This is a genomic window from Streptomyces sp. S07_1.15, from assembly GCF_020739505.1.
GTDB lineage: Bacteria > Actinomycetota > Actinomycetes > Streptomycetales > Streptomycetaceae > Streptomyces > Streptomyces xinghaiensis.
This window is the reverse complement of the sequence record NZ_JAJBZK010000001.1, coordinates 2,372,977-2,399,675: the sequence shown is the minus strand read 5'-3', so window position 1 is coordinate 2,399,675 and position 26,699 is coordinate 2,372,977. Positions and strand designations below refer to the sequence as shown.

The window sequence follows — 26,699 nt, the reverse complement described above, 5'->3', positions numbered from 1 at the left end:
GATGGCCCTTATGGGGGACAAGGCAAATCTGTTGGAATCAGGTCGATTTGTGGCTCCACCGGATACCGGGAGGTATGCGGTCGCGCCGGCCGGCGCTGCGGCCTGCCCGGACGCCGCCACCACCTCCGCTCCGGAGACGACCGGCACCACCACCGCTCCGGAGTCCGCCGCCGAGGCGGAGAAGGAGGCCCGGCACCGCCGCGCCGCCGAAGCCGGTGACCCCGAGTCCGCCGGCGTCCTCGGGGCGTTGCTGCTCCGCCGCGGCGACCTCGACGGGGCGGAACCGCACCTCCGCGCCGCCACCGCCACCGGAGACCGCGCCGCCGCCAACAACCTGGGCGTCCTGCTGCACCAGCGCGGCTACGTCGACGAGGCCGCCGGCTGGTGGCGGATCGCCGCCGTCGCCGGATCCGCCGCCGCCGCGCACTCCCTCGGCCGCTACTGCCGCGAGCGCGGTGACGAGACCGGCGCCGAGTACTGGCTGCGCCAGTCCGCCGAATCCGGGCACGCCCTGGGCGCGTACGCCCTCGGGGACCTGCTGGAGCACCGCAGCGACGTGGGCGCGGAGCGCTGGTTCCGCGTCGCCGCCGAGCAGGGGCACCGGGAGGCCGCGTACCGGCTCGCCCGGATCCTCGACCTGAGCGACCCGGCCCGGCGCGACCGCACCGCCGGCGCCCGCGAGCTCGGCCCCGGCCCGGCCCCGCCGCGCCCCCCGGCGGGCGACGGCGCGGAGCGGGGTGCCTCCGCCGAGGCGGAGCAGTGGTACCGCCAGGCCGCCGCGCGCGGCCACCGGCGTGCCGCCCTGTACCTCGGCACGCTCCTGGAGGAGCGCGGCGAGACCAAGGAGGCCGGCCGCTGGTACCTGAGCGCGGCCAAGGACGGCGAGGCCCGCGCCGCCTGCGCGCTGGGCTTCCTGCTGCGCGACGCGGGCGACCCGGACAGCGCCGCGGTCTGGTGGCGCCGTGCCGCCCAGGACGGGGACGGCAACGCCGCCAACGCCCTGGGCGCGCTGCACGCCGACCGCGGCGAGCCGCAGACCGCCGAGCGCTGGTACCGCGCCGCCCTGGACGCGGGCGACATCAACGGTGCCTTCAACCTCGGGCTGCTCTGCGCCGAGCAGGGCCGCACCGACCAGGCCGAGCAGTGGTACCGCCGCGCGGCCTACGCGGGGCACCGCGAGGCGGCCAACGCCCTGGCCGTCCTGCTGCTCCAGCAGGGCGACGCCGCGGGCGCGGGCCCGTGGTTCTCCAAGGCCGCCGAGGCGGGCAGCGTCGACGCCGCCTTCAACCTCGGCATCCTGCACACCGGGCGGGGCGAGGAGGCCGAGGCGCGGCGCTGGTACGAGCGTGCCGCGGCGGCCGGGCACACCGAGGCGGCCCTCCAGGTCGCCATCGCCCTGCTGCGGGACGGGGACGAGCGGGAGGCCGAGCGTCATCTGCGCTGCGCCGCGGGCGGCGGCAGCGCGGAGGCGGCCTTCCGCCTCGGCGCGCTGCTGGACCGGAAGGCGCGGGGCCGCTCCGGCGAACAGGAGCCCGAGGCGGGTGCGGCCGGTCCGCAGGACGGTCCCGTCGCGGAGAGCGAGGAGTGGTACGAGCGCGCGGCCGAGCAGGGCCACCGCAGGGCGCAGGTGCGGTGCGGGACGCTCGCCGCCGCGCGCGGCGATGTGGTGCAGGCCGCCCGCTGGTACCGCCGGGCCGCCGACGCGGGCAGCCGCAACGGCGCCTTCAACCTCGGCCTGCTCTACGCCCGCGAGGGCAGCGAGCCGGAGGCCGCGCTCTGGTGGACCCGGGCGGCCGAGGCGGGCCACGGGCGGGCGGCGCTGCGGCTGGCGCTGCTGGCGGCCCGGCGCGGCGATCTGGCCGATGCCCAGCAGTGGTGCTCGGAGGCGGTGAAGCTGGGCCCGCCGGAGGTGGCGGAGCGCGCGGCGAGGCTCCGGGACGCCCTCCGGCAGGAGCTGTCGGCGTAGCGTCCCGGCGCCGTCCTCACCCGCCGGAACAGCGGGAGAAGCCCGGGCCGGCCCGGGCTTCTCCCGCTGTTCCGGGGCCCGTGTCCCGGATTTGCGCTGGTTGTCGCCGACGGGCTAGAGTGGAGACAACGACGCGGGGTGGAGCAGCTCGGTAGCTCGCTGGGCTCATAACCCAGAGGTCGCAGGTTCAAATCCTGTCCCCGCTACTCGGTACGAAGGCCCGGATCCTGAGGATCCGGGTCTTCGTCATGTCCGGGCCGGGGCGCGCCGCCCGGCGGCCCGCGGCGCCTCGGCGGCTGCCGGGCGCCGGCGCTCCGGTCACCCCCGCGGACCGGTCGCGGCGGAGGGGCCCCGGCTCCCGTGCGCCGGCGGCCCCGTCCCGCTCAGGCGGAGGAGGCGCAGGACGGGCAGAGGCCGTGGTACGTCACGTCGACCGCGGAGATCGTGAAGCCGAAGCGCTCGTTCTCGGGCAGGTCGGCGAGCGGGGTGCCGGTGGGGTGGACGTCCCGCACCGTGCCGCACTGGCCGCACACCAGGTGCTGGTGCGGGCGGTGGGCGTTGGGGTCGTACCGCATGGCCCGGCGGTCGGTGGAGACCTCGATCACTTCACCGAGGGAGACCAGCTCACCGAGGGTGTTGTACACCGTCGCGCGCGAGATCTCGGGCAGTCGCGCGGCGGCCCGCGCGTGCACCTCGTCGGCGGTCAGGTGGACATGGTCGCCGTCGAGAACCTCGGCGATGACCCGCCGTTGGGCGGTCATCCGCCAGCCGCGGCCACGGAGGCGGTCCAGTAGGTCACTCATGTCCATCACCTAACGAAATCTGGGGGTCCAGCTTAACAAGCGTGTACCCCGGGTTCCGAACGCGTACGGTCTTCGGATTCTTCTTGACTTGGACTCTGTCCAATGTAGGATCGGTTTTGCTGTAAACCAAGCTGTAGGGCAACAGAACTGCAGATACTGCAGGAAACGCGGGAGGCGTACGTGACGGTGCAGGGCGAGGCGACAGGGCCGCTGACGACAGAATCCGGGGCTCCGGTCGCGGACAACCAGAACAGTGAGACGGCCGGCGTCGGCGGTCCCGTACTGGTGCAGGACCAGCTGCTGCTGGAGAAGCTCGCGCACTTCAACCGCGAGCGGATCCCGGAGCGGGTCGTGCACGCCCGGGGCGCGGGCGCCTACGGCACCTTCACGGTGACCGCGGACGTGACGAAGTACACCAGGGCGACGTTCCTCTCCCAGGTGGGCAAGGAGACCGAGGTCTTCCTCCGCTTCTCCACGGTCGCCGGCAACCTCGGCGCCGCCGACGCGGTGCGGGACCCCCGCGGCTTCGCGCTGAAGTTCTACACCGAGGACGGCAACTACGACCTGGTGGGCAACAACACCCCGGTCTTCTTCATCCGGGACGCCATCAAGTTCCCCGACTTCATCCACACCCAGAAGCGCGACCCGTACACCGGTTCGCAGGAGGCGGACAACGTCTTCGACTTCTGGGGGCTCTCCCCAGAGTCGACGCACCAGGTCACCTGGCTGTTCGGCGACCGCGGCATCCCCGCCTCGTACCGCCACATGGACGGCTTCGGCTCGCACACCTTCCAGTGGAACAACGAGGCCGGCGAGGTCTTCTGGGTCAAGTACCACTTCAAGACCGACCAGGGCATCAAGTGCCTGACCCAGGAAGAGGCCAACAAGCTCGCGGGTGAGGACCCGGACAGCCACCAGCGCGACCTGCGCGAGTCCATCGAACGCGGCGAGTACCCGAGCTGGACCGTCGGCGTCCAGATCATGCCGGCGTCCGAGGCGGCGACCTACCGCTTCAACCCGTTCGACCTGACCAAGGTGTGGCCGCACGCGGACTACCCGGTCATCGAGATCGGCAAGCTGGAGCTCAACCGCAACCCGCAGAACATCTTCGCCGAGGTCGAGCAGTCGGTCTTCTCCCCGGCGCACTTCGTGCCCGGCATCGGCCCGTCCCCGGACAAGATGCTGCAGGGCCGGCTCTTCGGCTACGGCGACGCCCACCGCTACCGCGTCGGCGTCAACGCCGACCAGCTGCCGGTGAACCGCCCGCACGCCACCGAGGCCCGCACCCACGGCCGGGACGGCTTCCTCTACGACGGCCGGCACAGCGGCGCCAAGAACTACGAGCCGAACAGCTTCGGCGGTCCGGCGCAGACCGGCCGTCCGCTGTGGCAGCCGGTTCCCGTCAGCGGCGAGACGGGCGAGGCGGACACCCCGCGGCACGCGGAGGACAACGACTTCGTGCAGGCGGGCAACCTCTACCGGCTCATGAGCGAGGACGAGAAGGAGCGCCTGGTCGGCAACCTCGCGGGCGCCATGAGCGGCGTCACCCGGGACGACATCCTGGAGCGGGCGATCAGCAACTTCCGCCAGGCGGATGAGGACTTCGGCAAGCGTCTGGAGGCCGCGGTCCAGGCCCTGCGCGGCTGACCCGGCGCCTGCCGCAAGGACGGAGAGAGCCGGTCCCCTCCGGGGGCCGGCTCTCTCCGCCGTTCCGGGCGCGGGTTCCTCCGCCGTCCGGACCCCGGCCGTCTTCGCCGGCGGTCCGGACGGCCCCGTCCCGGCACGGTGGTGCTCAGCCCGCCAGAGCGGCCGGCTCCCGGCGCGCCGGCGACCAGCAGCGGATGATGTCCCGGACCGAGACCACCCCCACCGTTTCCTGGTCGTCGAGCACGATCAGATGGCGGAAGCCGCCGTGCGTCATCGCCGCCGCGGCCTCCTCCAGCGTCCAGCCGGGGGCGGCGAAGACGACGTCGGTCGTCGTATGGGCCTGTGCGGTCTCGTGGTCCGGGTCCTGGCCGGCGCCCAGGGAGTCGATGATGTCGCGTTCGGTGAGGATGCCGATGCCGCTGGTGTCGGGGTCGTGGACGATGGCGGCGCCGACGCGGCGGTCCGACATCAGACGGGCTGCCTGACGCAGCGTGTGGGCGGGGCCGATGGTGAGGACCACGGTGCTCATGGCGTCACGGACGAGCATGGAGCGGAGCCACCTCCTTCGCGGCTCCCCGGCCGGCCCTCGCGGAACGGCCCGGCGGGAGACGCACAAATGCACAAGCGGGGGAATTCTCATGTTCACATGCGCTCGGTGGGCCGGGCAAGAGGGCGTACGAGGGCGTTCGGGAGCCGCCCGGCGCACCGGTGGCGGGCGCGGCGGGCGGCCGGCACACCGAGCCGGCCTGCCCTAACGCGGATTCAGATAGCCCAGCAGTTCGCTGTGGAGGAGCCCGTTGGACGCCGCGGCGTTGCCGCCGCCGGGCCCGCGCACCCCGTCCAGACCGGTGAACTCCCCGCCGGCCTCGCGCACGATGACCGCGTTGGCCGCCATGTCCCAGAGCGACAGCTCCGGTTCGGCGCACATGTCCACCGAGCCCTCGGCGACCATCATGTACGGCCAGAAGTCGCCGTAGCCGCGCGTCCGCCAGCAGTCGCGGGTCAGATCCAGGAAGCCGTTCAGCCGGCCCTGCTCCTCCCAGCCGGTCAGCGAGGAGTAGGCGAAGGACGCGTCCGAGATCTTGGAGACCTGTGAGACCCGCATCCTGGTCGCGGACGACAGGCTCCGCCCGGTGTACGCGCCCGAGCCCTGCGCCGCCCACCAGCGGCGGCCCAGCGCGGGCGCCGAGACCAGCCCCACGACCGGCTGGTGGCCGGACTCCCCGGGTGCCATGAGCGCGATCAGCGTCGCCCAGACCGGCACCCCGCGGACGTAGTTCTTGGTGCCGTCGATCGGGTCGATCACCCAGCGCCGGGGCCCGGACCCCTCGCTGCCGTACTCCTCGCCGAGTACCGCGTCCCGGGGCCGGGCGCGGCGCAGCGAGGTGCGGATCAGCTCCTCGGCGGCCTTGTCCGCCTCGCTCACGGGCGTCATGTCCGGCTTGGTGTCGACCTTGAGGTCGAGGGCCTTGAACCGGCCCATGGTCTGGGCGTCGGCGGCGTCCGCCAGGACATGGGCGAGTCGGAGATCGTCGTGATAGTCGGGCATGTGTGAACAGTATCGACGCAGCTCGCGGCGGGCCACACGGCCGAGTCCGTACGGGAGCGGACGGGGCCCGGGCGGGGGCACTCTTGACAGTCCCTGTCGGCGCGTCAATTCTGACCCCACAGCAGCCGTGTGAGACCAGGACGGGGACGCGCCCGGGAGGCGACGATGCCCACAGCACGCGAATCCTTGCTGGACGCCGCGCTCGCGGCACTCTCCGGGCGCCCCTGGCCCGGTGTGCGGATGGTCGACGTGGCGGTGGCCGCCCGGGTGTCCCGGCAGACCCTGTACAACGAGTTCGGCAGCAAGGACGGCCTGGCCCGGGCGCTGGTGCGGCGCGAGGTCGACCGCTATCTCGCGGGCGTCCGGCACGCGCTGGCCGGTCCGCCGCCGGGCGAACCCGGTGAGCGGCTGGCGGCGGTGGCGGACTGGACGGCGCGGACGGCCCGTCACAATCCGCTGGTCCGCGCGGCTCTCACCGGCTGCTGGGGGGAGCGGCTGCCCCGCCCGCCCCGTGCGTCCGCCGGGCCGAACCCCGGGCCGTACGTCCCCGCGCAGCGGCGCGCGGACGGCCCGCTGCCCTCGCCGTCCGAACTGGTGGCGCAGATCAGGGATCTGGCGGCGGCGGCGCTGGCGCCGGGCCGGCCGCCGGAGGAGGTCCAGCGGATGGCCGGGGTCTGCGAGATCGCCGTGCGGCTGGCGCTGTCCTGCGTGGTGGCCCCGGTCGGCGAGCAGGAGACCGGCCGGCTGGTCCGGCGGGCCCTGCGCTCGGGTGGCGGTCTCTGAGGCGGACGTCTCCGGGGCGGCCGGAGCCGTCGTCCTGCGGCCCGGGTGATCCCGCCCGGGCCGGGCGGTTCCCCGGGCGGGCCGGGGGAGTCCCCCGTACGGGCCGCTCACGGCGGAACCCGGGCGGAGGCGCCGCTCAGTCCTCCTCGCGCCGCTCCCGCGCCGCGAGCAGCCGCCGCAGCGAGTAGAGCCGCTGCGGATCGGCGTGGCCGTCGGCGACCCACTGGTCCAGCGCGCAGTCCGGTTCGTCGTGGCTGCAGGCCCGGGGGCAGCGCTCCGTGCCCGGGACGAGGTCGGGGAAGGCCAGGACGAACTGGGAGGGGTTCACGTGGTGGAGCCCGAAGGAGCGCACGCCCGGGGTGTCGATCACCCACCCGCCGCGCCGGCCGCCGGGCGCCCCGGGGGTGTCCGGCAGCGGCAGGGCGAGCGCCGAGGTGGTGGTGTGCCGGCCGCGGCCGGTGACCGCGTTGACCACTCCGGTGGCCCGTGCCCGGTCCGGCACCAGGGCGTTGACCAGCGTCGTCTTGCCGACCCCGGAGTGCCCCACGAAGACGGTGATGCGTCCGGCCAGCCGCTCCCGCACCCGGTCGGCGGCGGAGCCCCCGGCCAGCTCCGCGCGGCTGGTCACCACATAGGGCACGCCCAGCGGCTCGTAGGTCTCCAGCAGCGGCGCCGCGGGCGCCAGATCCGCCTTGGTGAGAACGAGCAGCGGGTCCAGGCCGGCGTCGAACGCGGCGACGAGGCAGCGGTCGATCAGCCGCGGCCGCGGCTCGGGGTCGGCGAGGGCCGTGACGATGGCGAGCTGGTCGGCGTTGGCGACGATCACCCGCTCGTAGGGATCGTCGTCGTCGGCCGTGCGGCGCAGCACCGAGGAGCGCTTCTCCACCCGGACGATCCGCGCCAGGGTGTCCTTGGCGCCGGACAGGTCTCCGACGATGCCGACCCGGTCGCCGACCACGACGCTCTTGCGGCCCAGTTCGCGGGCCTTCATCGCGGTGACGCTGCGGTCGTCGACGAGGCAGGTGATCCGGCCGCGGTCGACGGTCAGCACCATGCCCTCGGCGGCGTCCTCGTGCTTGGGGCGGATGCTGGTGCGCGGCCGGCTGCCCTTGCCGGGCCGGATCCGGACGTCGTCCTCGTCGGGGTGCTTGCCGTAGCGACGCATCGCGGGACGTCCCTCAGCCCTTCCGGGCGGGGGCCGCGGCCCGTGCCGGGCTCAGCATCTCCGTCCACAGCCGCGGGAAGTCCGGCAGGGTCTTGGCGGTGGTGGCCACGTTCTCGACCTCGACGCCTTCCACCCGCAGGCCGATGACGGCAGCGGCGGTCGCCAGCCGGTGGTCGTCGTAGGTGTGGAAGATCCCGCCGTGCAGCGGGCGGGGCCGGATGCGCAGGCCGTCCCCGGTCTCGCTGACGTCGCCGCCCAGCTCGTTGATCTCCTTGGTGAGCGCCGCGAGCCGGTCGGTCTCGTGCAGCCGCAGATGGGCCACGCCGCGCAGCACCGACTCGGAGTCGGCCAGCGCGGCGACGGCGGCGATGCCGGGGGTCAGCTCGCCCACGTCGCCGAGGTCCACGTCGATGCCGTGGACGCGGCCGGTGCCGGTGAACGTCAGGCCCTCGGAGGTGAGTTCGCAGGTGCCACCCATCTCGGTGAAGATCCGGCGCAGCGCGTCACCCGGCTGAGTGGTGTGCTCCGGCCAGTCGGGGATGGTGACCCGGCCGCCGGTGACGAGCGCCGCGGCCAGGAACGGCTGGGCGTTCGACAGATCCGGTTCGACGACGAGGTCGCGGCCGAGCAGCGCGCTGTGCGCGACCCGCCAGACGCCCGGCTCGCCGCCCGCCTCCGGGGTGTCCACGGCGGCGCCGGCGGCGCGCAGCATGTCCACGGTCATCCGGATGTGCGGCATGGAGGGCAGGGCGCGGCCCACATGCCGCAGTTCGATCCCCTGGTTGAAGCGCGGCGCCGACAGCAGCAGCGCGCTGACGAACTGCGAGGAGGAGGAGGCGTCGATCTCGACCCTGCCGCCGTCCAGCGCGCCGCCGCCGTGCACCGTCATCGGCAGGGAGCCGCGGCCCTCGTCGTCGATGCGGGCGCCGAGGGCGCGCAGGCCGTCGATGACGCCGTGCAGCGGGCGCTCGTGGGACCGGGGGTCGCCGTCGAAGCGGATCGGGCCGTCGGCCAGGGCGGCCACCGGCGGCAGGAAGCGCATCACCGTGCCGGCGTTGCCGACGTCCACCGCGGCCGGGCCGTGCAGGCCGGCGGGGATGATCCGCCAGGCCTCGCCGCCGGTGTCGTCGCCGGAGCTGGAGGAGACGGTCTCCTCGATGCCGGTGCCCATGGCCCGCAGGGCGTCGGCCATGAGGAGGGTGTCGCGGGAGCGCAGCGGGCGGCGCAGCCAGCCCGGCTCGGAGGCGAGGGCGGCCAGCACCAGGCCGCGGTTCGTGACCGACTTCGAGCCCGGCACCGTGACGGTCGCGTCGACGGGGCCGGACGCGATCGGGGCGGGCCAGAGGGCGGTGTGCTCGGGGGTACCGGTCATAAGCCTCACCTTAATGGCTCGCGGCATGCCGGAAACTTCAACAAAACTGCCGCAACGCGCTCGAAAGGTGTCAGGTGGATCATGGATCGTCCAGCCGTTCCCCGGCCGTCCGGCGCGAGTCCCCCGCCCGTTCGCCGTGGTCCTCCGCCCGGGTCCCGTCCGGGCTTCCGCGCCGGGTCCCCCGTGGGGCCCGGGCCCGGTGGCCGGTCCGTACCTGCGGTCACAGTCCCAGCAGCCAGCGCCCGCCGCCGGTCAGCGAGCAGAGGGTGACGGTGTGGAAGAGGAACAGCCACACCGCCGCCGGCGCGTGCGTCAGCCGTGCGAGCTGGTCCGCGTCGGAGTCCGGTGCCCCGCCCGCCGCCGTACCGCCGGTGCCGAACGGCAGCCCGCGCCTGCCGTACCGGCGCCGCTTGGCCTGGAGTTCGAAGACCGGCCGTACCCCGCCGAGCAGCAGGAACCACACGACGCCGTAGGCGAAGACCGCCTGGACGTCCGGACCGGTCAGCCAGGAGACGCAGAAGAAGAGGGCGCCGGTGACCAGGACGGTCAGCACCCCGTAGGCGTTGCGGATCATCACCAGCATCACGGCGAGCAGCCCCGTCGCACCCCAGAGCAGCGCGGTGATGTGCCCCGCCGCCAGCAGCCAGGCGCCGCCGAGCCCCAGCAGGGAGGGCGCGGTGTAGCCCGCGGCGGCGGTGAGGATCATGCCGGCGCCGGTGGGCTTCCCCCGGGAGACCGTCAGCCCGGAGGTGTCCGAGTGGAGCCGGATGCCGTCGAGCCGGCGGCCCGTGAGCAGCGCGACCAGCCCGTGGCCGCCCTCGTGGGCGATGGTCACGGCGTTCCGCGCGACCTGCCAGACCGGCCGCCACAGCACGGCCGCCAGCGCGACGGCCGCCGTCGCGAGCACCAGCCAGGAGGCCGGGTCGGGCTGGGAGCCGGTGACGCGATCCCACAGATCGCCGGGGCTGGTTATGTCCATCGGGCAGCGGTCCCTCGGTGTGCTTGCGGTGATGTCGGTGCGTCGTGGCAGTCTGGCACTCATGTGCGGCCGATACGCAGCAAGCCGGAACCCGGCGGAACTCGTGGACACCTTCGGGGTGGCGAAGTGGGACCCGTCGGAGACCCTCGCGCCCGACTACAACATCGCCCCGACCAAGACCGTCTACGCGGTCCTGGAACGCCCGGACAAGGAGGCGGAGGCCCCCGACCCCGTCCGGCAGCTGCGGACGCTGCGCTGGGGGCTCGTCCCGTCCTGGGCGAAGAGCCCGGACGGCGCCGCGAGGATGATCAACGCCCGCGCGGAGACGGTCCACGAGAAGCCCGCCTACCGCCGCGCTTTCACCTCCCGGCGCTGCCTGGTCCCGGCCGACGGCTACTACGAGTGGACGACCGGGGCCGCCGAGCGGGAGCTGGAGGAGAAGGGCCGCAAGAAGCGGCCGCGCAAGCAGCCGTACTTCGTGACCCCCGTGGACGGCTCCGTGATGGCGATGGCCGGACTGTACGAGTTCTGGCGGGACCGCACCCTGCCCGACGACCACCCCCGGGCTTGGTGGGTGACGTGCACGGTGCTCACCACGGAGGCCGAGACCACCCCGCTCCCGGGGGCCCGCGGCGGGAGCGGACCCCGGGCGCTGGCCGACATCCACCCCCGGATGCCGCTCGCGCTGCCCGCCGACCGCTGGGACGCCTGGCTGGACCCGCGCACCACCGACCCGGACCGGCTGCGCGAACTGCTCGCCCCGCCCCCGCCCGGCACCGTCCGGGCCTTCCCGGTGCCGACCGAGGTCAGCAACGTCCGCAACAACGGCCCGGAGCTGCTGAAGGAGCTCGACGCGCCCGAGGAGGAGACCCTCTTCTGACGCGGGAGCGGGCCGGCCGGGGAGGATGGCGGTATGGCAGCAGACACCCCGGCCGGGACCCCGGCCACGGCACCCGGCGGACAGCGGGCCGGCACCACCCGGACCACCGGTACCACGACCGTCCCCACCCCCGCCGGTGACGCCCGCGTCACCTGGCACCCGGCTCCCGACCCCCGGCTCGTCCTCGCGCTCGGGCACGGCGCCGGCGGCGGCATCGAGGCGCGCGACCTGCGGGCGCTGGCCGCCGCGCTGCCGGCCCGCGGCATCACCGTGGCGCTGGTCGAACAGCCCTGGCGGGTGGCGGGCAAGAAGCTCGCCCCCGCCCCGAAGACCCTCGACGCCGCCTGGACCGCGCTCCGGCCCGCGCTGGCCGCCCCCGGCCGGCCGGTCGTCGCGGGCGGACGCAGCGCGGGAGCGCGCGTCGCCTGCCGTACGGCGCGGACGCTCGGGGCCCACGCCGTACTGGCGCTGGCCTTCCCGCTGCACCCGCCCGGCCGGCCGGAGAAGTCCCGCGCGGAGGAGCTGACCGGAGCCGGGGTGCCGGTGCTCGTCGTCCAGGGGACCAGGGACCCGTTCGGCCGCCCGGAGGAGTTCCCGCCCGGGACGGAGATCGCCGCGGTGCCCGGCGGCGACCACGGCTTCGCGGTGCCGAAGAAGGCGGAGGTCCCCCAGGAAGGGGCCCTCGACATCCTCACGGGGGCCGTCGCCGGCTGGCTCGACCGGCTGCCGGAGGGGCCGCCGGCGACGGTGTAGGGGCGCGCGGGGGGAGACCGGCCGCGCCGCCGGGGAAGACCGCCGCGCCACAGGGAGGGCGGCCCGGGAATGCGGCGCCGGAGGCCCGTGTTCTGGAGGAGGTCCGCACAGACCGGCCGCCCGCCGGTCACCGCCTCAGCGAGGGAGTCCTCTCCATGGGTTCGACGCAGTGCCCCGCGCGCCCGCAGACCGGCACAGCCACGTGGTCGCGCATCACGCTGCCCGCACCCTCCGGAGCCGCGGCAGGAGGGCATCGTCGTCTATCCTCCGATTCGAGCGGGTCCGCATCCGGATCCGCCACGTCGCTGGAGGAGGTGGGTCCGGTCACCGGGACCGACGCAGGGGCCGAAGACGGCCGCGCCGAGGACAGTCGTACGGCCGAGACGGCGGAGGAGCGCAACGCCCGCTTCGAACGGGACGCCCTTCAGTTCCTCGACCAGATGTACTCCGCCGCGCTGCGCATGACCCGCAACCCGGCGGACGCCGAGGACCTCGTGCAGGAGACCTACGCCAAGGCGTACGGCTCCTTCCACCAGTTCCGCGAGGGCACCAACCTCAAGGCGTGGCTGTACCGCATTCTCACCAACACCTTCATCAACTCGTACCGGAAGAAGCAGCGCGAACCCCAGCGCAGCGCCGCCGAGGAGATCGAGGACTGGCAGCTCGCCCGCGCCGAGTCGCACATGTCCACCGGTCTGCGCTCCGCCGAGTCGCAGGCGCTCGACCGGCTGCCCGACTCGGACGTGAAGTCGGCCCTCCAGGCCATCCCCGAGGAGTTCCGCATCGCGGTCTATCTCGCGGATGTCGAGGGGTTTGCGTACAAGGAGATCGCGGACATCATGGGGACACCCATAGGAACCGTGATGTCGCGGCTCCACCGCGGCCGCCGCCAGCTGCGCGGCCTGCTGGAGGACTACGCCCGTGAGCGCGGGCTCGTCCCCGCCGGTGCAGGTGCTGCGCCGGGCGAGTCGCACGATTCGAAAGGCTCGGGCTCATGAGCTGCGGCAATCCGCACGAGATCGACTGCTCGGAGATTCTCGACCACCTGTACGAGTTTCTCGACCAGGAAATGCCGGCCGGGGACCGCGCCAAGTTCGAGACGCACATCGACGAGTGCTCGCCGTGCCTGGAGAAGTACGGCCTGGAGCAGGCCGTGAAGAAGCTCGTCAAGCGCTGTTGCGGCCATGACGACGTGCCCACCGACCTCCGCTCGAAGGTCATGGGCCGGATCGAACTGGTCCGCTCCGGCCAGGCCGTCCCGGAGAAGCCGGTGATGGAACGCCGGCCCGCCGAGCGCGATCCCGGGTCCTGCGGCACCGCCGAGGCCCCCCGGGAGACGGACTCCTCCGCGGCCGCCGCCCGCGCCGATTCGGCCTGACGGACCCCGATTCACCCGAAGGGACGAATCGGGGTCTCCCGGGCCCCTTCGATCCGCCGAACCCCCCGCCTCGCGGCGTCCGCCGTCCTATCCTCACCGGTCTGACGCGCCCACGGAGCCGTGGGCGCGGGACCGGCGGGAGGACGCTCCATGCGAGTGGTGCCACGGGGGGCGCGCGCGTATCTGTTCTGCGTCACGCTCGCCGCCGCGGTGTCCGCCGCCCCCGCGCTGCTCCCCGGGGCCCGCACACCCTGGGCGGCGGCGGCCCTGCTCGCCGCCCTGTACGCCCTCTGCGGCGGGCTCGCCCGGCTCCCCTTTCCCGGCTTCCCGCCGTTCCCCGGCGCCACCGGGCGCGCGGCCGCGCCGGGCGGTGGCGGTGTGCGGACGGGCCGTCCGTCCGCCGGGGGAAGCTTCGCGCCGGTCCTGCTGGCCGGAGCGTTTCTGCTGCCGCCCGCCGCCGCGGCCCTCGTCCCCGTGCCCGGCGCGCTCGCCGGCCGGGTGGAGCGGCGGCCGGTGGGGCTCCGCCGCCTCTGGAACGCCGTACGGCTCTCCCTCGCCACCTGCGCAGCGGCCCACGTCCACGCGCGAGCCGCCGGCGACCCGGCCGGCGCGCCCCTCGGGGCCGGTGACGTCCCCGGCGCCCTGCTCCCCGCGGCCGCCGGCGCCGGCGCCTACTGCCTGGTGCTCGCCCTGCTGGACTGGGGCATCCTCGTCACGGCCGAGGGACTGCCGGCCCGCGACGCCTCCCGGGACCTGCCGCGCACCCTGCCGCCCCATCTCCTGCACGGCCCGGCCGGGCTGCTCGCCGCGGCCCTGTGGCACAGCCCGTACGGCCCCGTCACGGCGGCGGCCGCGCTGCTGCCGATGTCGCTCTCCGGCTGGGTGCTCGCCCGGTACCACCACGAGCACACCGCCCACCAGGCCACCATCCGCGCCCTCGTCCAGGCCGTCGGCATCAAGGACCACTACACCCGCGGCCACAGCGAGCGGGTCGGCCGCGCCTCCGTCCTGATCGCGCGTGAACTCGGCCTGGCCGGTGACCGGCTGGAGGCCCTGCGCTTCGCCGGCGTGCTGCACGACGTCGGCAAGATCGGCGTCCCCACCCGGCTGCTGCGCAAGGACGGACCGCTGACGCCCGAGGAGCGCCGCCTCATCCAGCTCCACCCCGAGTACGGGGACGAGATGGTGCGCGGGATCGCCTTCCTGGAGGAGGCGCGCGCCGCGATTCTCCACCACCACGAGCGGCTGGACGGGCGCGGCTATCCGTACGGGCTGAGCGGCGACGGGATCCCCGAATCGGCGCGGGTCGTCGCGGTCGCCGACGCCTTCGACGCCATGACCTCCACCCGCTCCTACCGGCGGGCCCGGCCGGTCGTTGAGGCCGTCGCGGAGCTCCGCCGCTGCGCCGGATCCCAGTTCGACCCGCGCATGGTGCGGGCCCTCTGCCGGGCGCTGGAACGGCATGGCTGGCACCCGGCGGCCGCGGCGCACCACGAGGCGCGGCCGGGACGCGGCGGGGGCCTGCCCCCGTCGCGCACGGCGGCGTCCGGCGGCCGGACGGAGGCGCGGGAGACGCCCGGAGCGGGGGAGCGGCCGGGACCGGGCCGCGGCCCGCACGGAGGTGTCGCCCGGTGAGCCCCGGCGGAGCGGCCCCGGAGCCCCGGGCCGCGCGCCCGGGGGCCGGGGCCGTTCTCCTTCTGGCGGCGGCCGCGCTGCTGGCGGCCGGGGCGCTCGGACGGACGCTCGCCCAGGGCGTCACGGGCCCGCGCACCGCGTTCGCCTTCGGCGCGCTGATCGCCGCCGGGGAGCTCCTCCGCTGCGGGCCGGACCGGCGCGGCCCCGCGCCGCTGGCCGCCGCCGGCGCGGTGGGCTACGCGTTCCTGGGCCCGGCGGCCGGGGACCCCGGCGGCCCGGACGGCCCCGGGGTCCTCCAGACCGTCGCGGTCGTCCTCGTGGCCGGGCTGGCCGGGCTGGCCCGCCCGGCCGGTGCGGTGCTGTCCGCCCGTTGCGGCGACGGCGGCCGGGGCGGGCGGGGCGCCGAGGACGCCCGGGCCGCCAAGGCCGCCAAGGCCGCCGGGGATGCCCGGGCCGCCGAGGACGCCCGGCACGCCCGGGACCGGCTGGCCCGCCGGGTGCTGACCGCCGGCTTCGCCGCCTGCTGCGTCCAGCCGCTGTCCCACCCGGAGGCACTGCCCGTCTGGACCGGCGGCGGGCCGGGCCGGGCGCTGTACCTGCTGCTCGCCGCGGTCCTCACCGCGCAGTGCGACACCGCGCTCCGTGCCGTGTCGGCCCGCTCCCGGCGTGCAGGCCCGTCCGGGACGCGGTTCCGTGACGAGCCGCGGGCGCGGGCGGGCCCCGCGGCGGCGGTCTGCGGCACCGGCGCCCTGCTGGCCCCGGCCGTGGACGTCGCCGGCCTGTGGGCGCTGCCCGCCTTCTGCCTGCCGCTGCTGCCGGCCCTGTACGCCTACCGCCGCTACGAGGAGGTCCGGGCCACCTGCCGCCAGACCATCGCCTCCCTCGCCCGCGCCACCGAGATCGCCGGCTGCGTCCCCGTGGGCCACGCCCGCCGGGTCGCCGCGCTCAGCCGGGACGTCGGACGCGAACTGGGGCTCTCCGGGCCCGAGCTGGACGTCGTCGAGTACGCCGCGCTGCTGCACGACGTCGGCCGGCTCTCCCTCCCGGACCCCGCGCCCGGCGGGGCGGGGGAGCTCCCGGCCGAGGACCGCCGCCGGATCGCCCGGCTCGGCGGCGCGGTCGTCCGGCAGACCGGGGTGCCGCCCGAGGTGGCCGTGGTCGTCGAGCGGCAGGCGGACCCGTGCCCGGAGCAGCCGCTGCCCACCCGCATCATCCGGGCCGTCGACGCCTACGACGATCTGACGGACGGCGCCGGCCGTCCCGCCGGCGCCGAGGCGCTGGACCGGCTCCGGCGGGACGACGGGGAGGAGTACGAACCCCGGGTCGTCGACGCGCTGGCCCGGGTGCTCTCCCGCGGCGGTGCGGGGCCCTCGCGGCCGGCGGGCCGGGCCCCGGCGGACCGGGGCGGGGAGCCCGGGCGGTAGGGCGGCGGAGCGCCGGGGAGCGCCGGGGAGGGCGGGAACGGGGCCGTGGCGCGGGCACCCCGGCGGGCATGGTTGGATGCGGCCCAGAGGGATTCGGAGGCCGTCCGCGCGGCAAAGAGCTGTGGTGGGCGCCGATATCCGGGCTGAGGCGACGGCCGAAGTGTGGCAGGTTGTCCTCAGGGAGGAAGACGCGTCCCCGGTGCTTCGCGCACCGCATCCGGCCCCGGGCCGGCTGGAGCAGGGCAGAAGGACACGGAGCGAACCGGCAGGCGGGAATCGTGAAGATCTTCGGCAAGGTACGGAACCGGCCCTCCGCCTCCTGGCGGCAGGCGACCGACCGCGCTTTCACGCTGATCGGCGACGGCCGGTACGAGGACGCGGGAGCGCTGCTGACGCGCGCCGCGGACATGGAGCCCTGGCTCTCCGAGTCCTGGTTCAACCTGGCCCTGCTGCACAAGTTCCGGCACGACTGGGAGCAGGCGCGCACGGCCGGCCTGCGCGCGGTCGCCCTGCTGGACCGGGACGCCGGCGCCCCGGACTGGTGGAACGTCGGCATCGCCGCCACCGCCCTGCAGGACTGGCCGCTGGCCCGCCGCGCCTGGCAGGCGTACGGGCTCCGGGTCCGCGGCGACCAGGGCGCGGACGCCCCCGCCGGTGAGCCGGTGGGCATGGAGCTGGGCAGCGCCGCCGTAAGGCTGTCGCCGGAGGGCGAGGCCGAGGTCGTGTGGGGCCGCCGGCTGGACCCGGCGCGGATCGAGGTGCTGAGCATCCCGCTGCCGTCCTCCGGGCGCCGCTGGGGCGAGGTCGTCCTGCACGACGGCGTCCCGCGCGGTGAGCGGCTGACCGCGGCCGGGCCCTCGTACCCCGTCTTCGACGAGATCGAGCTGTGGGCGCCGTCCCCGGTGCCGACCTGGGTGGTGCTGCTGGAGGCGGCGGCCGAGGCCGACCGGGACGCCCTGGAGCGGCTGGCCGCGGACGCCGGGTTCGCCGCCGAGGACTGGTCCTCCTCGGTGCGGCTGCTCTGCCGCACCTGTTCCGAGAGCCGGATGCCGAGCGCGGAGGGCGACGGGGAGCATCTGGACCCGCACGACCACAGCGTCCCGGGCCATCCGGGCCCGCTGGGCCACCGCACCGCGGGTGACCGCTGGGTCGCGGAGCGCGAGTGCGGCATAGCCGCGCCTCCCGGGCTGGTCCGCGGCCTCCTCGACGGCTGGGTCGCCGACAGCCCGGACACCCGCGCCTGGCGGGATCTCGAAGAGGTCTGCTGAACGGCCCTCCCCGGTGCCCGTACCCTGTACGGGCAGCACCACGAGGGTTCTTCAGGGAAGGCGTACGGCGGACATGGCCCAGCAGGACAGCGCACGGCAGACGGCGGAGGGGACACCGGCCGCGGAGGCTCCGGAGCCCGCGGAGTCCGGGGAGGACCTGGAGTCCGGGGAGGGCCTGGAGTTCTCCGACGACACGGCCGGCGCCGAGGAGCGCGAGCGGGCGCACCGCGAGCGGGGCACGGCCCGCCCGATCACCGTGGTGGGCAATCCGGTGCTGCACCGCCGGTGCCAGGACGTCACCGAGTTCGACGACAAGCTCGCGCAGCTGATCGACGACATGTTCGCCAGCCAGCGCGCGGCGGAGGGCGTGGGCCTGGCGGCCAATCAGATCGGCGTGGACCTGCGGGTGTTCGTCTACGACTGCCCGGACGACGACGGCGTGCGCCACGTCGGCGCCATCTGCAACCCGGTCATCGAGGAACTGCCGGCCGAGCGCCGGGTGCTGGACGAGTCCAACGAGGGCTGTCTGTCCGTCCCGACCGCCTACGCCCCGCTGGCGCGCCCGGACTACGCGGTCTGCCGCGGCCAGGACGCCCAGGGCAAGCCGATCGTGGTCCGCGGCACCGGCTACTTCGCGCGCTGCCTCCAGCACGAGACGGACCACCTCGACGGCTATCTCTACATCGACCGGCTGTCGAAGCGGGACCGCAAGGAGGCCCTGCGGCAGATGGCCGAGGGCACACCGCGCTACGAGACGGTGCCGAACGACTGACCACGGCGGTGCGGCGGCCGGCCGCCGCCTCCCCGGGCCCTTCCACGCCGGTGACTCCCGGGAAATTTCCGGGAGTTGACCGGACCCCGCGTTTGCCGAGGCGGCGGAGTCGTGATGACGATTCCGCCGCTTTCTGTTCGACTTCCGTACGGTTGACGCGCGTCGACCGTACCGTCAGTCTCTTCCGTACCGAATCCCCCACTCGTTGGAGGCACTTGTGATCAGACGTGTCGCACGGCTCCTGGTTGCCTTTGTCATGGTCATGACCGGTCTGACCGCCGGGGCGCTCGCCACGGCCGGGACCGCGCAGGCCGACAGCTGCTACACGTGGTCCCGCACCCTCTCCCAGGGTGCCTCGGGCGCCGACGTCAGCCAGCTGCAGATCCGCGTCGCCGGCTACCCCGGCACCGGCGGCGTCCTGGCCATCGACGGCTCGTACGGACCGGCGACCGCGGCCGCGGTCAAGCGCTTCCAGGCCGCGTACGGGCTGGCCGCGGACGGCGTCGCCGGCCCCGCGACGTTCAGCAAGATCTACGCGCTGCAGGACAACGACTGCACACCGGCCCACTTCTCGTACAGCGAGCTCAACCAGTGCAACAGCAGCTGGGCCGGCGGCGCGGTCAGCGCCGCCACCGCCAAGTCCAACGCGCTGCGCACCATGTGGAAGCTGGAGGCGATGCGGCACGCACTCGGCGACCAGCCGATCCGGGTGACCAGCGGCTTCCGCTCCACCGCCTGCAACAACGCCGCCGGCGGCTCCGCCAGCAGCCGCCACCTCTACGGTGACGCGGCCGACCTGGGTGTCTCCCCGCACTCCCTGTGCACCCTGGCCAAGGCCGCCCGCAACCACGGCTTCCGGGAGATCCTCGGCCCGGGCTACCAGGGGCACGACGACCACACCCACGTCGCCCACCGGTCGAACCGGTTCTGGTCCGCGTCGAGGTGCGGTATCTGACGCGCTCTCGTCCCCGCCCCGGCGGGACCGGCGCCCGGCCGCTCCGTCCGCTCCCCGCGGACGGAGCGGCCTGTGCCGGGGCCCCCGAGCGGCGGGTCCGGCCGGTGCCGGCGCGGGTCACCGGGTACCCGCTGCCGGTGAACTCCCACCGCCCGGCACCGCGGTGGCTCAACCGCCGTCCAGCGTGTTCAGATAGGCGAAGGCCAGCTCCGGGGACCGTTGCACAACGGCGGTGAGCGACGCGGCGATCACCAGGGACAGGGCCGGGGCCACCCGGAGCGCGACGGCGCGCCGCACCGGTCCGCGGCGGGCGCTCAGCGACGCCAGCGGCAGCCCCACGGTGAGCAGGATCACGGCGAGCAGGGCCAGCGGCCTGATCGCCAGGGTATGCAGGGCGACCCAGGGCTGTGGCCAGGTGGTGAGGTACCGGCCCCACACCGCCAGGGACACCAGGAGGGAAGCCGGCGGTGCCGCGGCGACGGCCGTGGCCAGCCCGGCGGAGCCGGTCAGCAGGACGAGCGTCACGAGGCAGGCCACACCGGCCGAGGAGATCACCCACAGGTCGAGGAGACCGTCGGCCAGGCCGTAGCCTCCGGTTCGCTCGGCCGGCGGAACGGTCCAGCGCGCGGCGATCGCGCCGACCGCGGCCCCGAGGACCGCCGGGACGACCGCGACCGGGAGGAAGGCGGCGCCCACGCCGCGGCCCGGCGCCGCCGGAGCGCCCCCGGGGCCGACGCGGACGCTCCAGCGCCAGGCCAGGAACGCCAGGACGGCCAGCGCGGCGGCGACCACGGTCTCGCGGCCGGTGAACATCGCGGCAGCGTTGAACCCGTTCCACCAGACCGTCCAGCCGCCGCCCGCCGGTGAACTGCCGAAAATGTGAAAGAACAAGGCGGTGTCCCGCCCTGCCCAGAACGCCCCGGTGAACAGGGCCAGGTTGACCGCGGTGGCCACCAGCCGGTCCCGGCCCGTCAAGCGGCCCGCAGGGCGCCCGCCGGCCCGGAGCCGCGCCAGGACGAGGCTGCACCCCGCCGCACCGGCGACGGCCACCGGGACGGTCACCAGGGTGCTCCACAGGCCGAACGGTCCCGTCGTCCGGACGAGCCCGGTGGCCCACAGCTGCGCCAGCAGTCCGAGGAGAAGCCCGGCCGGCAGGGCGAGGAGCAGCCGGCGGGTTCCCGGCGGCCGGCCGGCAGCCCGGCCGGCCAGGACCCCCGTCCACAGCGGTACTCCCCAGGCCGCGGCCAGGGCGAGCCCGGCCGGCACCGCGGCCGTGTGCAGCTGGTCTCCCCACGGGAGCAGGCGATGGGGCCCCTGCGGCAACGCGGCTTCCAGTGCGGGGAGGAACATGCCCACCAGCAGGCCGACCGCCGCCGTCCCCGCGACCGAACTCCGCAGGATGCGGTGGGGGTGGCGTACGGCGGCCAGTCTCCGTGCGGGGGCCGGATGCAGGGCGAAGGGGCGGTGCCACCACCGTCCGGAGGAGTCCGCCCGGTCGGTGAGCAGGGCCTGCAGGGCCTCGGTCGGCCGGCCGTGGACGGACCGGAGATCCGCCTCGTACTCGCGGCGTCGCAGCAGAGCGGCCGCGACCACGGCGGCCGTGCCCAGGAGCAGCACGGCCCGCAGCCCGTAGTCGAGATAGAAGGGGGAGGTGAATATTTTCCACAGCATCCCCGGCAGGATGGCCGGCAGTGAGGAGAGCGACGACGCGCCGCCGGTGGACGGCAGCGCGCTGACCAGTACATGGAGGACCGGGACCACCAGCACGGCGAGCACCGCCCAGCGGACGCCGCGCGTCAGCCAGGCCAGGGTGATGTCTCCGGCGGCGACATGTGCCGTCTCGTGCCGTATGAGGGCCGCGCGTTGCCCGGGCGGCAGACCCGCGGCCCCCGGCGGCAGGACGATCCGGGCCCGGCCGTGGTGGGCGTAGGCGAACGCCTCCCGCAACCGCAGCCCGCCGCGCAGGACTTCCGGTGCCCGCCGGAGCCCCAGCTCACGCGCGGCCTCGGCGGCCAGGTCGCTCCAGCCGGGCGGCGCGGGGACGAGCGGTCCGGCGCGGCGGGCGAGCAGCAGGGGCAGCAGCCGCATCAGCAGCAGACCGAGCGCGAGCGTCACCGCGGCGCCCGCCACCACGAAGACGTCCATCTCCTGTTCTACGTCGGCCGTGCATTCCTGCAGGCGCGCGAGCGCGGCCGCCGAACGCCGGGGGTCGGACTGCGGCCCCGCCGGGGCCTCCCGTTCGTATACGGCCGAGCACTGCTCCAAGGCCCGCGCGGGGGCGCTGCCCCGGAGGCCGACGAAGAGCACGCGGCCCGCGTATCCGCCGGCCAGCAGCAGGACGAGCAGCAGGAGCACGTACCGTCCCCGGCCGGGGGAGGGGTAGGAGGTGGAGTCCGACCGGGCTTCCGGGGACCCTCCCGGCTCCGCTTCCCGGCCGGGCGCCTCCGACGGGGCGCTCACCCGGGGCTTCCGGCCGTGCCGGCACCGCTGTCGTCCGGGTCGCTCTCTCCTCCGCCGCCGTCGCGACCGCCGCTTCGCGGGGTGTCCTCGGGGCGGCTGTCGCCGGCGTCGCCGGTGCCGCTGTGGCCGCCCAACGCCTCCATGACGGCGTTCACATACCGTTCGGCGGTGGGCTGGGGGACCCCCAGGTCCGCCGCCCCGGCTTCGAGCAGCGCCCGGACCTCGCGCCGCTCCTCGGCGCCGAGTCCCTGCCCGCCGTCATCCGGCCCGGAGCCCCCGGCCCCGGGCTCGGAGCCCGTCCGGCCCTCCGCGGTGCCGCGGCCGCGACGGCGCAGCAGCGGCATCAGCCGCTGCCGGGTGACGCGGCTCAGCCCGTTGACGGTGTGTTCTGCCATCTTGCCCGCCACGGCCGAGACCAGCAGCGACACCAGCCAGAGCACTTGGGGTGACCCCAGAGCCAGGTCCACTCCCATGCCCACCGGGGGGCGCAGGGCGCCGCCCCGGGCGGCCTTCCTCGGGTTCTTCCTGTACGCGGTGAGTATGTCTCCGAAGAATTCCCGCTCTCCGGGACAGGCCCGGCCCGATGCCTCCCGGGCGATAGCCGCGACGGCGGCCCACTCCTGCGGGCTGTGCTCGGGCTGCGGTAAGCGGGATCGCCTCCCGCCCCGTCTCCACCCTGCACCGACACCGCCACGTCGCGGCCATCGCATCCCCCGTGCTCCTCTCCGCCCCGGATCCTTGCTCCGCCCCGGCTGCCCCGGCTGCCCCGGCTGCCCCGGCCGGGGCGGCCGGGCCCCGCAGGAATCGCGGCTCCGGAGAACGGCAACCGGGACAAGCGCCGGGGAGACCGGGACAGGGAGCATAGAACGGTAGGTTGCCCCCACCGGCCGGTTGCCAAAGCGGGAGGCGGGGACTGACTGGATATTGCCGAACATGACCGGTTGCGCCGGAGTTCGCAGGCCCCTTCTCACGCATGTGGTCAGAAGGCTGCCGCGCGGCGTTGGGCCTAGAAGTCGTCGTCGAAGGAGACGGACCCCTCCACCGCGACCTGGTAGGCCGACGGCCGGCGTTCGAAGAAGTTGGTCAGCTCCTGCACTCCCTGCAGTTCCATGAAGGAGAACGGGTTCCGCGCCCCGTAGCGGACCGGCAGCCCGAGCCGGCGCAGCCGCTGGTCGGCGACGCACCGCAGATACTCGCGCATCGAATCGGTGTTCATGCCCGGCAGCCCCTCCCCGCAGAGATCACGGGCGAACTGCAGTTCCGCCTCGACCGCCTCCTCCAGCATCGCCGTGACCCGGCCGGCCAGTTCCTCGTCGAAGAGGTCCGGCTCCTCCTCGCGGACGGTGTCGACGACCGAGAAGGCGAAGTCCATGTGCAGGGACTCGTCGCGGAACACCCAGTTGGTGCCGGTCGCCAGCCCGTGCAGCAGCCCTCGGGAGCGGAACCAGTAGACATAGGCGAAGGCCCCGTAGAAGAACAGCCCTTCGATGCAGGCGGCGAAGCAGATCAGGTTGAGCAGGAAGCGCCGCCGGTCGTCCCTGCTCTCCAGCCGGTCCAGCTTCTCCACCGAGTCCATCCACCGGAAGCAGAACTCGGCCTTCTCGCGGATCGAGGGGATGTTCTCCACGGCTGCGAAGGCGGCGGCGCGGTCGTCGTGGTCGGGGAGGTAGGTGTCCAGCAGCGTCAGATAGAACTGGACGTGCACCGCCTCCTCGAACAGCTGACGGGAGAGGTAGAGCCGCGCCTCGGGGGAGTTGATGTGCCGGTAGAGCGTGAGCACGAGATTGTTGGCGACGATCGAGTCCCCGGTGGCGAAGAAGGCGACGAGCCGCCCGATGAGATGGCGCTCGCCGGGGGAGAGCCGGGCGAGGTCCGCCAGGTCGGAGTGGAGGTCGACCTCCTCCACGGTCCAGGTGTTCCGGATCGCGTCGCGGTAGCGCTCGTAGAAGCCCGGATAGCGCATCGGGCGCAGGGTCAGTTCGAAGCCCGGGTCGAGCAGGTTCCGGGCGGCCGGTGCCGCTCCGGTGCCGGAGGCGGCCGGGGCTGCCGCGGTGGTGGTGGTCGGTGTCGCTTCGGTGGTCACTGGCAGGCCTCGCAGGACTCGGGGTTCTCCAGGGAGCAGGCGGCCGCGTCCCCGCCGGCCGCCTGCTCCGCCGGAGCGGGAGCATGAGCGGGAGAGGGGGCGGGAACGGCGGCGGAGCCGGGGCGGTGCGCCGGGACGGGGACGGGGGCGGGTACGGGGTCCGGCGGCGCGGTCGCCGCGTCGGCGGAACCGGCGGCCCGCGCGATCCGGGTGGCCGGGCGCGACCGCAGGTAGTAGGTGGTCTTGAGGCCCTTCTTCCAGGCGTAGGCGTACATCGAGCTGAGCTTGTCGATGGTCGGCGAGGCCATGAAGAGATTGAGCGACTGGCTCTGGTCCAGATACGGCGTGCGGGCCGCGGCCATGTCGATCAGCGCCCGCTGCGGCAGTTCCCAGGCGGTGCGGTAGCGGTCCCGCAGCCCGGCCGGGAGCCGGTCCAGCGCCTGGACGGAGCCGTTGCCGTCGCGGAGCGCCTCGCGGGTCCGCGCGTTCCAGTGGCCGAGCTCCTTGAGCTCCGCCACCAGGTAGGTGTTGACCTGCAGGAACTCACCCGAGAGGGTCTCGCGCTTGAAGAGGTTCGACACCTGCGGCTCGACGCATTCGTACACCCCGGCGATGGAGGCGATCGTCGCGGTCGGGGCGATGGCGAGCAGCAGGGAGTTGCGCAGCCCCGTGGCGGCGATCCGGGCCCGCAGCGCCTCCCACCGCTCCGGCCACCGGGGCCGGACGCCGTAGTGGTCGGGGTGGAGCACGCCGCGCGAGGCGCGGGTGGAGGACCAGGCCGGGTGCGGGCCGTGCCGCCCGGCGAGAGCGCAGGAGGCCTCGTAGGCCGCGAGCATGATCCGCTCGGAGATCTCGGTGGAGAGCCGGGCCGCCGCGGGGGAGTCGAACGGCAGCCGCAGCCGGAAGAAGACGTCCTGCAGCCCCATTACCCCGAGTCCGACCGGGCGCCAGCGCCGGTTGGAGGCGGCGGCCTGCGGGGTGGGGTAGAAGTTGATGTCCACGACCCGGTCGAGGAAGGCGACGGCGGTGCGGACGGTGGCGTCCAGCCGCTCCCAGTCCATCGCCTCCGCCACCGCGGCCTCACCGGGACCGGCGTCCGCCGCGACATGGGCCGCGAGGTTGACCGACCCGAGATTGCAGACGGCGGTCTCCCCGTCGTCGGTGACCTCCAGGATCTCGGTGCAGAGATTCGAGGAGTGGACGACCTTGCCGGGCTCGGCGGTCTGGTTCGCGGTCCGGTTGGCGGCGTCCTTGAACGTCATCCAGCCGTTGCCGGTCTGCGCGAGCGTGCGCATCATCCGGGCGTACAACTGCCGCGCGGGCAGCCGCCGGACGGCGAGCCCGGCCTCCTCGGCCCGGCGGTACGCCGCGTCGAACTCGGCGCCCCACAGGTCCGGCAGCGCGGGCACGTCGGAGGGGGAGAAGAGCGACCACTCGGCGTCGGCCTCGACCCGGCGCATGAACTCGTCCGGGATCCAGTTGGCCAGATTGAGGTGGTGCGTGCGGCGGGCCTCCTCGCCGGTGTTGTCCCGCAGCTCCAGGAACTCCTCGATGTCGGCGTGCCAGGGCTCCAGGTAGACGCAGGCCGCGCCCTTCCGCCGGCCGCCCTGGTTGACGGCGGCGACGGAGGAGTCGAGCGTGCGCAGGAACGGGACGATCCCGCCGGAGTGGCCGTTGGTGCCGCGGATCAGGGCGCCCCGGGAGCGGATCCGGCTGAACGGCAGGCCGATGCCGCCCGCGTGCTTGGAGAGCCGGGCGACCTGGTGGTAGCGCTCGTAGAGGGAGTCCAGTTCGTCGAGCGGGGAGTCCAGCAGATAGCAGGAGGACATCTGCGGGTGCCGGGTGCCGGAGTTGAAGAGGGTGGGGGAGCTGGGGAGATAGTGCAGCCGGCTCATCAGCCGGTAGAGCGAGGCGACCTCGTCCACGGCCGCGCGCGAGTCGTCTGCGGCCAGCCCGCAGGCCACCCGGAGCAGGAAGTGCTGCGGGGTCTCGACGACCTGACGGCTCACCGGATGCCGCAGCAGGTAGCGGCTGTACAGGGTCCGCAGCCCGAAGTAGCCGAAGCGGTCGTCGGCGCCGTCGGCGAGCGACGTCTCCACCAGGGTGTCCAGCCGTGCCGCGTGCTCGCGGACGAAGGCGGCGGTGCGGTCGGCGATCAGGCCCTCCCGGTGGCCGGCCGCGATCGAGTCCGGGAAGGAGACCGCGCCCTGGCCGGCCGCCTCGTCCGCGATGGCACGGCTGAGGAGTCGGGCCGCCAGCCGCGAGTACACCGGGTCCTCGGAGATCAGCCCGGCCGCGGCCTCCGTCGCCAGCTCGCGCAACGCGGCCTCGTCCGCGCCGGGTTCGCGGCCGCGCAGCGCGGCGGCGGCCACCCGGCCCGGGTCGGCGGCGGGCAGATCGGCCGTCAGCCCGGTGAGGAGGCGCAGCAGCGCGGTACCGGGGGCGTCCCGGCCGGCGGTCGCTGTGCCGCCGCTGTCGGCTGATGCGGGATCGGCGGGCGCGATGGTCACGGAGAACTCTCCCTCGCTCGGCGGGGCCGCGGGGCGGAGCGCGGGGCGCGTGCGGCCCCCGTCCGCCCGGAGGGGCGGAAGACCGCGCGACGTCCACCGGCCCAATCCCCGGAGCCCGGACGGAATCGACGCCGGCTCGGTCGAGCCGGACGTGGCCGACGGCAGGCGCTCGGACTCGAAGGCAGGCGAAAGCCGCCTTCACACCGTTGCGGGACAGTTCAGGATTCGCACCGGATTCCCCTGGCGCGTCAGCGAGCATGAGCATACATCTTGTGTCGCTTTCCGCGAGCGGCACTAGATGTTGTGTATCCCGGCGC

22 protein-coding genes, 1 tRNA gene and 1 riboswitch are annotated in these 26,699 nt (G+C 74.8%); of the genes, 13 read left to right on the top strand and 10 right to left on the bottom strand.

The features are described 5' to 3' along the window. Position 1 precedes the first annotated feature (1 nt). Positions 2-1,966 carry a tetratricopeptide repeat protein gene (locus LIX60_RS10115; RefSeq protein WP_227958134.1) on the top strand — a complete coding sequence of 655 codons (1,965 nt, stop codon included), beginning with the start codon at positions 2-4 and terminating at the stop codon, positions 1,964-1,966. A 132-nt stretch (positions 1,967-2,098) separates the two neighbouring features. After that, positions 2,099-2,172 (top strand) — tRNA-Met (locus LIX60_RS10110). A 177-nt stretch (positions 2,173-2,349) separates the two neighbouring features. Here the strand turns inward: LIX60_RS10110 and LIX60_RS10105 are convergent. Then, entirely contained in the window at positions 2,350-2,769 is a 420-nt protein-coding gene (locus LIX60_RS10105) for a Fur family transcriptional regulator (protein ID WP_227958133.1), read from the bottom strand. Positions 2,770-2,949: 180 nt separating this feature from the next. Between LIX60_RS10105 and LIX60_RS10100 the strand changes: the two genes are divergently transcribed. Continuing rightward, positions 2,950-4,416, top strand: coding sequence for a catalase (locus tag LIX60_RS10100; RefSeq protein ID WP_227958132.1), 1,467 nt, complete (start codon positions 2,950-2,952; stop codon positions 4,414-4,416). 145 nt (positions 4,417-4,561) lie between these two features. Here LIX60_RS10100 and LIX60_RS10095 read toward each other — a convergent pair whose 3' ends face one another. Then, positions 4,562-4,963, bottom strand: a complete 402-nt coding sequence (locus LIX60_RS10095) for a cyclic nucleotide-binding/CBS domain-containing protein (protein ID WP_043459413.1) — start codon at positions 4,961-4,963, stop codon at positions 4,562-4,564. Between the two features lie 204 nt (positions 4,964-5,167). Next, the gene (gene hisN / locus LIX60_RS10090; protein ID WP_043459415.1) at positions 5,168-5,965 is read right to left on the bottom strand and encodes a histidinol-phosphatase; all 798 of its coding nucleotides are present in this window, start codon (positions 5,963-5,965) and stop codon (positions 5,168-5,170) included. Positions 5,966-6,130: 165 nt separating this feature from the next. Here hisN and LIX60_RS10085 point away from each other — a divergent pair, with 165 nt between their 5' ends. Then, positions 6,131-6,748: a TetR/AcrR family transcriptional regulator gene (locus LIX60_RS10085; protein WP_227958131.1), complete on the top strand. Its 618-nt coding sequence runs from the start codon at positions 6,131-6,133 to the stop codon at positions 6,746-6,748. A gap of 136 nt (positions 6,749-6,884) precedes the next feature. Here the strand turns inward: LIX60_RS10085 and rsgA are convergent, their stop codons facing one another. The 3 genes from rsgA to LIX60_RS10070 form a co-directional block, all read right to left on the bottom strand. Next, a complete protein-coding gene (gene rsgA, locus LIX60_RS10080) occupies positions 6,885-7,913 on the bottom strand; it encodes a ribosome small subunit-dependent GTPase A (protein WP_019710133.1) in 1,029 nt (342 codons plus the stop codon). A 13-nt stretch (positions 7,914-7,926) separates the two neighbouring features. After that, complete coding sequence (aroA, locus tag LIX60_RS10075) at positions 7,927-9,285, bottom strand: 3-phosphoshikimate 1-carboxyvinyltransferase (RefSeq protein WP_227958130.1); 1,359 nt, start codon at positions 9,283-9,285, stop codon at positions 7,927-7,929. A gap of 220 nt (positions 9,286-9,505) precedes the next feature. Continuing rightward, positions 9,506-10,264 (bottom strand): M50 family metallopeptidase, encoded by a 759-nt coding sequence (locus tag LIX60_RS10070; protein ID WP_019710131.1) that lies wholly within the window; start codon positions 10,262-10,264, stop codon positions 9,506-9,508. A 61-nt stretch (positions 10,265-10,325) separates the two neighbouring features. On the opposite strand from LIX60_RS10070, the gene LIX60_RS10065 reads away from it, so the two are divergent. From LIX60_RS10065 to LIX60_RS10025, 9 genes are all read left to right on the top strand, one after another. Further along, positions 10,326-11,144, top strand: coding sequence for an SOS response-associated peptidase (locus tag LIX60_RS10065; RefSeq protein WP_227958129.1), 819 nt, complete (start codon positions 10,326-10,328; stop codon positions 11,142-11,144). Positions 11,145-11,177: 33 nt separating this feature from the next. Beyond that, positions 11,178-11,897, top strand: a complete 720-nt coding sequence (locus LIX60_RS10060; RefSeq protein WP_227958128.1) for an alpha/beta family hydrolase — start codon at positions 11,178-11,180, stop codon at positions 11,895-11,897. A 314-nt stretch (positions 11,898-12,211) separates the two neighbouring features. Continuing rightward, positions 12,212-12,895 (top strand): sigma-70 family RNA polymerase sigma factor, encoded by a 684-nt coding sequence (locus LIX60_RS10055; RefSeq protein ID WP_019710128.1) that lies wholly within the window; start codon positions 12,212-12,214, stop codon positions 12,893-12,895. After that, on the top strand, positions 12,892-13,275 hold the full coding sequence (rsrA, locus tag LIX60_RS10050; protein WP_227958127.1) for a mycothiol system anti-sigma-R factor: 384 nt from the start codon (positions 12,892-12,894) through the stop codon (positions 13,273-13,275). Before LIX60_RS10055 ends, rsrA begins: the two co-directional genes overlap by 4 nt. Positions 13,276-13,425: 150 nt before the next feature. Beyond that, the gene (locus LIX60_RS10045) at positions 13,426-14,910 is read left to right on the top strand and encodes an HD-GYP domain-containing protein (RefSeq protein ID WP_227958126.1); all 1,485 of its coding nucleotides are present in this window, start codon (positions 13,426-13,428) and stop codon (positions 14,908-14,910) included. After that, the gene (locus tag LIX60_RS10040) at positions 14,907-16,334 is read left to right on the top strand and encodes an HD domain-containing protein (protein ID WP_227958125.1); all 1,428 of its coding nucleotides are present in this window, start codon (positions 14,907-14,909) and stop codon (positions 16,332-16,334) included. Before LIX60_RS10045 ends, LIX60_RS10040 begins: the two co-directional genes overlap by 4 nt. A gap of 278 nt (positions 16,335-16,612) precedes the next feature. Further along, the gene (locus tag LIX60_RS10035) at positions 16,613-17,602 is read left to right on the top strand and encodes a tetratricopeptide repeat protein (protein ID WP_227958124.1); all 990 of its coding nucleotides are present in this window, start codon (positions 16,613-16,615) and stop codon (positions 17,600-17,602) included. A gap of 73 nt (positions 17,603-17,675) precedes the next feature. After that, positions 17,676-18,374 (top strand): peptide deformylase, encoded by a 699-nt coding sequence (gene def, locus LIX60_RS10030; protein WP_227958123.1) that lies wholly within the window; start codon positions 17,676-17,678, stop codon positions 18,372-18,374. A gap of 217 nt (positions 18,375-18,591) precedes the next feature. Beyond that, entirely contained in the window at positions 18,592-19,329 is a 738-nt protein-coding gene (locus LIX60_RS10025) for a D-Ala-D-Ala carboxypeptidase family metallohydrolase (protein ID WP_227958122.1), read from the top strand. Between the two features lie 168 nt (positions 19,330-19,497). Here the strand turns inward: LIX60_RS10025 and LIX60_RS10020 are convergent, their stop codons facing one another. The 4 genes from LIX60_RS10020 to LIX60_RS10005 all read right to left on the bottom strand — a co-directional run bounded on the left by LIX60_RS10020 (position 19,498) and on the right by LIX60_RS10005 (position 26,382). Further along, positions 19,498-21,789, bottom strand: coding sequence for a M48 family metalloprotease (locus tag LIX60_RS10020; RefSeq protein WP_227958121.1), 2,292 nt, complete (start codon positions 21,787-21,789; stop codon positions 19,498-19,500). Further along, the gene (locus LIX60_RS10015) at positions 21,786-22,262 is read right to left on the bottom strand and encodes a hypothetical protein (RefSeq protein WP_227958120.1); all 477 of its coding nucleotides are present in this window, start codon (positions 22,260-22,262) and stop codon (positions 21,786-21,788) included. Before LIX60_RS10015 ends, LIX60_RS10020 begins: the two co-directional genes overlap by 4 nt. A 533-nt stretch (positions 22,263-22,795) precedes the next feature. Continuing rightward, entirely contained in the window at positions 22,796-23,752 is a 957-nt protein-coding gene (locus tag LIX60_RS10010; protein WP_265585290.1) for a ribonucleotide-diphosphate reductase subunit beta, read from the bottom strand. A gap of 116 nt (positions 23,753-23,868) precedes the next feature. After that, entirely contained in the window at positions 23,869-26,382 is a 2,514-nt protein-coding gene (locus LIX60_RS10005) for a ribonucleoside-diphosphate reductase subunit alpha (RefSeq protein ID WP_227958118.1), read from the bottom strand. A 142-nt stretch (positions 26,383-26,524) separates the two neighbouring features. Further along, positions 26,525-26,657: riboswitch (cobalamin riboswitch) on the bottom strand. Positions 26,658-26,699: the final 42 nt, after the last annotated feature.

Coding starts and splice junctions, on each gene's coding strand:
- LIX60_RS10115 (WP_227958134.1), top strand. CDS start 2: ATGGCCCTTATGGGGGACAAGGCAAATCTGTTGGAATCAGGTCGATTT.
- LIX60_RS10105 (WP_227958133.1), bottom strand. CDS start 2,769: ATGAGTGACCTACTGGACCGCCTCCGTGGCCGCGGCTGGCGGATGACC.
- LIX60_RS10095 (WP_043459413.1), bottom strand. CDS start 4,963: ATGCTCGTCCGTGACGCCATGAGCACCGTGGTCCTCACCATCGGCCCC.
- hisN (WP_043459415.1), bottom strand. CDS start 5,965: ATGCCCGACTATCACGACGATCTCCGACTCGCCCATGTCCTGGCGGAC.
- LIX60_RS10085 (WP_227958131.1), top strand. CDS start 6,131: ATGCCCACAGCACGCGAATCCTTGCTGGACGCCGCGCTCGCGGCACTC.
- rsgA (WP_019710133.1), bottom strand. CDS start 7,913: ATGCGTCGCTACGGCAAGCACCCCGACGAGGACGACGTCCGGATCCGG.
- aroA (WP_227958130.1), bottom strand. CDS start 9,285: ATGACCGGTACCCCCGAGCACACCGCCCTCTGGCCCGCCCCGATCGCG.
- LIX60_RS10070 (WP_019710131.1), bottom strand. CDS start 10,264: ATGGACATAACCAGCCCCGGCGATCTGTGGGATCGCGTCACCGGCTCC.
- LIX60_RS10065 (WP_227958129.1), top strand. CDS start 10,326: ATGTGCGGCCGATACGCAGCAAGCCGGAACCCGGCGGAACTCGTGGAC.
- LIX60_RS10060 (WP_227958128.1), top strand. CDS start 11,178: ATGGCAGCAGACACCCCGGCCGGGACCCCGGCCACGGCACCCGGCGGA.
- rsrA (WP_227958127.1), top strand. CDS start 12,892: ATGAGCTGCGGCAATCCGCACGAGATCGACTGCTCGGAGATTCTCGAC.
- LIX60_RS10045 (WP_227958126.1), top strand. CDS start 13,426: ATGCGAGTGGTGCCACGGGGGGCGCGCGCGTATCTGTTCTGCGTCACG.
- def (WP_227958123.1), top strand. CDS start 17,676: ATGGCCCAGCAGGACAGCGCACGGCAGACGGCGGAGGGGACACCGGCC.
- LIX60_RS10015 (WP_227958120.1), bottom strand. CDS start 22,262: ATGGGAGTGGACCTGGCTCTGGGGTCACCCCAAGTGCTCTGGCTGGTG.
- LIX60_RS10010 (WP_265585290.1), bottom strand. CDS start 23,752: ATGCGCTATCCGGGCTTCTACGAGCGCTACCGCGACGCGATCCGGAAC.